General features: G+C 34.9%; 3 protein-coding genes. All 3 read left to right on the plus strand.

Translation table 11 applies throughout. The annotated features are described in order from the left end of the window. Positions 1–1,121 (plus strand): dipeptidase (locus ABWO41_RS15275; protein WP_353139916.1); only part of this gene is annotated, 1,121 nt, incomplete at its 5' end. A 418-nt stretch (positions 1,122–1,539) separates the two neighbouring features. Further along, on the plus strand, positions 1,540–3,270 hold the full coding sequence (locus ABWO41_RS15280) for a polysaccharide biosynthesis protein (RefSeq protein WP_353139918.1): 1,731 nt from the start codon (positions 1,540–1,542) through the stop codon (positions 3,268–3,270). A gap of 100 nt (positions 3,271–3,370) precedes the next feature. Beyond that, positions 3,371–4,942 (plus strand): cation:proton antiporter (locus ABWO41_RS15285; protein WP_353139919.1); only part of this gene is annotated, 1,572 nt, incomplete at its 3' end.

Consider the following 4,942-nt stretch of genomic DNA (forward strand, 5'->3'; position numbering starts at 1 on the left):
TTTACGGACATTATGATGTTCAACCTCCGGATCCGTTAGAACTTTGGAAAACTCCTCCTTTTGAACCAACTGTGCGTGATGGAAAAATATATGCAAGAGGTGCCTGTGATGATAAAGGTCAATTCTATATGCATGTGAAGGCATTTGAATTGATGCTTCAAACAGATGGCTTACCTTGTAATATTAAATTTATGATTGAAGGCGAAGAGGAAGTAGGATCGGACAATTTAGGAGTTTTTGTTAGCGAAAATAAGGAACGATTAAAGGCAGATGTTGTTTTAATTTCAGATACCTCTATGATTAGTTTGGAAAACCCTTCTCTGGAAACAGGGTTACGAGGTTTATCATATGTTGAGGTTGAAGTTCAAGGGCCAAACCGTGATTTGCATTCAGGCGTTTATGGAGGTGCTGTGGCTAATCCTGCTATTATCCTGGCAAAAATGATTGCCTCTCTGCATGATGAAAACAATCATATTACAATCCCTGGATTTTATGATGATGTTGTAACTTTATCTGAAGAAGAGCGTGAGGCGCTTAATAAAGCTCCTTTTGATATTGAGGAATATAAAGAAGATTTGGGGATTGAAAATGTTTGGGGAGAAAAAGGCTATACCACCTTGGAGCGTACAGGTATACGACCAACGTTAGAGGTGAATGGTATTTGGGGTGGATATACCGGTGAGGGTGCAAAAACTGTTCTGCCTGCTAAAGCAAGTGCTAAAATATCGATGCGTTTGGTTCCTAATCAGAATTCAAATAACATCACTGAAATTTTTAAGAATCATTTTAAACGTATCGCTCCAGATACTGTTACTGTAAGTGTAAAGCCACATCATGGGGGAGAACCTGTTGTAACTCCTACCGATAGTGTAGCGTATCGTGCAGCTTCAAAAGCGATTGAGGAATCTTTTGGAAAAGCCCCAATTCCAACAAGGGGTGGAGGGAGTATTCCGATTGTAGCATTGTTTGAGCAAGAATTAGGCATTAAGACTGTACTTATGGGCTTTGGTTTAGATAGCGATAATTTGCACTCACCAAATGAGAAGTATGATATTGCAAATTACCTGAAGGGTATTGAGACCATTCCTTTGTTTCATAAATATTTTAATGAATTAAGCTGATAGTTCATATTTATTTTACTCTATCAATCAGTATGTTATATAAATATTGTTTTTTAGTAGAATATTTATGAAACTAAATGAATGATTTTTTGTTGCGTTTTAAAATAAACATTCGTTTTCATGGTACACTTATTGCTTGAAATGTACCGAGATTAAAGAACAGGTTTAATATAGAAATGTGAGAAAATTTTTACTTCAAGGTCGGACTCTCCCTAGATGGGTGATATTTATTGTTGATTTAATAATCATAAGTTGGTCTTTTTCTTTTTCTTATTTTATTGTTGAGCGGTTCGAGTTTAATGATATGGTAAGAGGCCACTATCTTATTTACATTTCTCTCTTCTGCTTAATAGCCTCTCCTGTAATCTACTTCTTAAGACTTCACACAGGTCTTTTACGTTATTCTAATACGCAGGATATGCTGCGTATTTTTGTTGCCGTATTAACTTTCAGTATTGCTTTTTTGTTTGCTTCCTTTTTATTTGTGCAACCGATCCTACATATTCAATTATTGAATTTGTTCAGTATATTGATCATTAATTTCTTCATTACTTCCTCATTATTAATTATGTTGAGGATTTTTGCAAAAGCAGCTTTTTATGTAATGATCAGACGTTATGGGAATAAAGAAAGAATTAATGTACTAATTTATGGCTCAGATAAAAATGCTGTTTTAGTTAAACAGGCATTGGAGAATAACTCAGATGCGAACTATGTAGTAGAAGGTTTTATTGATGTTGACCGCACTAGACTAAATAGTTATATGGAGCAAAAAAAGGTTTATCATTTCAAGGAACTTACAGTCTTAAATGCTAAGAAAAATATTGATCAAATTATTGTTATTAATGAGCTATTAGGAGAACGAGATAAAAAGGTTGTAATTGAACGTGCTCTAAGATTAGGCATTAAGGTAATAACGGTTCCACCGGCTGGAACGTGGCTTTCTGGTAAATTGGATAGAAAACAGATGCAGAAGTTAAGCATTGAAGATCTTTTACAAAGGAAGCCTATCCGAATTGACCAAACAAGAGTGAGTAATGATTTGACAGGGAAAAGAGTATTGGTTACTGGAGCTGCAGGATCGATTGGGTCAGAAATTGTTCGGCAAGTATTAAAATATAATCCAGCTTTTCTTATTTTGTGTGACCAAGCTGAATCTCCTCTTCATGAAATGCAATTAGAGTTGGAAGATAAGTTTCCAGATGCTTCTATAGAAATTAAGATTGCTGATGTTAGAAGCTATAGCCGGATGCATAAATTGTTTGATAATTTACGTCCTCAAATAGTTTATCATGCCGCTGCTTACAAACATGTTCCTTTAATGGAACATAACCCTTTTGAAGCTATAAAATCGAATGTGCAAGGAACTAAGAATGTTGCAGATTTAGCTGTGAAATTCGGAACAGATAAATTTGTTATGGTATCTACAGATAAAGCAGTTAATCCTACTAATATTATGGGTGCTTCCAAGCGTCTGGCAGAAATTTATATACAAGCTTTGAATGATGGTCAGTATTCACTGAAACAAAAGGGAGTGAATGGAAACGGCATGTATGTATCAAAAAATGTTAAGACCCGCTTTATTACAACCAGATTTGGAAATGTATTAGGATCAAACGGATCTGTTATACCTCGTTTTAAAAGTCAGATAGAAAAGGGAGGGCCTATCACAGTTACTCATCCTGAGATTACCCGATACTTTATGACTATTCCTGAAGCTGTTCAATTAGTTTTGGAAGCAGGGACAATGGGCGAAGGCGGAGAGATATTTGTCTTTGATATGGGTAAACCTATTAAAATTGTTGACTTAGCTAGAAAAATGATTCAACTTGCAGGTCTGCAGGAGGGTGTAGATATTAGTATAGTATTTTCTGGTTTACGGCCTGGAGAAAAGCTATATGAAGAGCTATTAAGTGCCTCTGAACATACTTTACCAACTCATCATGAAAAAATAAACATTGCACGAGTTGTAAGCTATCCGTTTGATCAAACAAAAAGAAATATTGATGAACTGTTGGCGATAAATGAACAACAGATCAATAAAGCTGTAGTTCGTAAGATGAAACAAATTGTTCCGGAATTTATAAGTAAAAACTCCCCGTATGAGCTAATAGATGCTGAGTTGGAAGAAAAGCACGTAACTGCCTAACCAAGACTTAATGTATTTTTTTATATTTGAAGTCACATACTGCAGTAATATTGTAATCTGTGAGTGATCATTTTAATAGGAAATACAAGAATACTTCTCTATGGATAAAGCATTTATCGAACATATAAAACATGAATTTGAGACGCCTCTTACTAATTCGGTTCTCATATTTGCGCTTATCTTATTTATAATACTACTCTCTCCGATTCTTTTACGTAAAATCAGAATACCTGGTATAATTGGTTTAATCCTATCTGGGGTTATTATTGGACCTTACGCTTTAAACATTATAGAAAATAATTCTGCAGTTAATTTGTTTTCGACCATAGGTATTTTATATATCATGTTTATAGCAGGACTGGAACTAGATGTGAACGATTTTGGTAAAACCAAACATAAAAGTCTGACTTTTGGATTCTTTACATTTATTATTCCAGTATTAATTGGTTACCCACTATTCTATTATGTGTTTAATTATGATATGGCTGCCAGTATCATGATTAGTGTTATGATGGCTACTCATACTTTGGTAGCCTTTCCTGTAGTTACCAGTTATGGAATAGCTAAGAATGAGGCTGTTGCTGTGGCAATCGGAGGAACAATATTAACCGATACTATAGTTTTGGTGATTCTTGCCATTATAGTTGCATTCTCTCAAGGGATGTTAAATAGTCAGTTCTGGATTCAAATGGGAATTTCGTTTGCAATTTTCTTTTTTATAATGTTTTATATAATTCCGAAAATTGCTAAATGGTTTTTTAGAAAAATTGAAGGGGAAAGAACTGCACATTATATTTTTGTACTTTTTACCGTATTTGTTTCAGCTTTTATTGCAGATTTAGCAGGCCTCGAACCTATTATTGGAGCATTTATGGCCGGTTTAGCTCTTAACCGATTAATCCCTTCTTCATCCGCCTTAATGAATCGGATAGATTTTATTGGCAGTGCTATTTTTATACCATTCTTTCTGATTAGTGTTGGTATGATGGTAGACGTAACAGTTCTTTTAAATGGGCCAACTGCCATACTGATTGCCGCTGCATTAGTAGGGATTTCTGTTTGTGGAAAATGGACTGCTGCCTTTTTTACACAAAGGATTTTTAAATACTCTGTAGCACAAAGACAGTTGATTTATGGTCTTAGTGGATCGCATGCCGCAGCGACATTAGCTGTAATTTTAGTTGGTTATCAAAATAATATCGTAGGTGAAAATGTTTTAAACGGTGCTATATTATTAATATTGGTTTCATGCATTATCGCAACTCTTAATGCTGAAGCAGCATCTAAAAAAGTAGTTTTAGAAGGAGATCCGGACATTGACATTCCTGAACAAGATGAGACAAAAGAAGAGCATATTATACTGCCCATTGCTAATCTGAATAATATGGAAATGCTATTGGATATGGCGACTTTAATAAGAAATAAAAAATCACCTCATCCATTAACAGTTCTTTCAGTTGTACCAAACAACGAGATGGCCGAAATTAATCTTAAGAAAGCTCGCAAAAATTTAGATTCAATCGCAAAGTATGCTTCCGGAAGTGAAACGGAGGTGAATGTAATGACTACGATCGATTATAATATCGCTGGTGGAATTAGCAGGGCTTCGCGTGAAATTCTGGCAACTTGTATATTAATTGGTTGGCCAAGTAAATCTAGCATAATTGATAAG

This window comes from Pseudopedobacter sp., from assembly GCF_040392825.1.
Classification (GTDB): Bacteria; Bacteroidota; Bacteroidia; order Sphingobacteriales; family Sphingobacteriaceae; genus Pseudopedobacter.

Bases quoted from the DNA above. Each gene is read 5' to 3' on its own strand.
- ABWO41_RS15280 (WP_353139918.1), top strand. From the start codon at position 1,540: ATGCTGCGTATTTTTGTTGCCGTATTAACTTTCAGTATTGCTTTTTTG.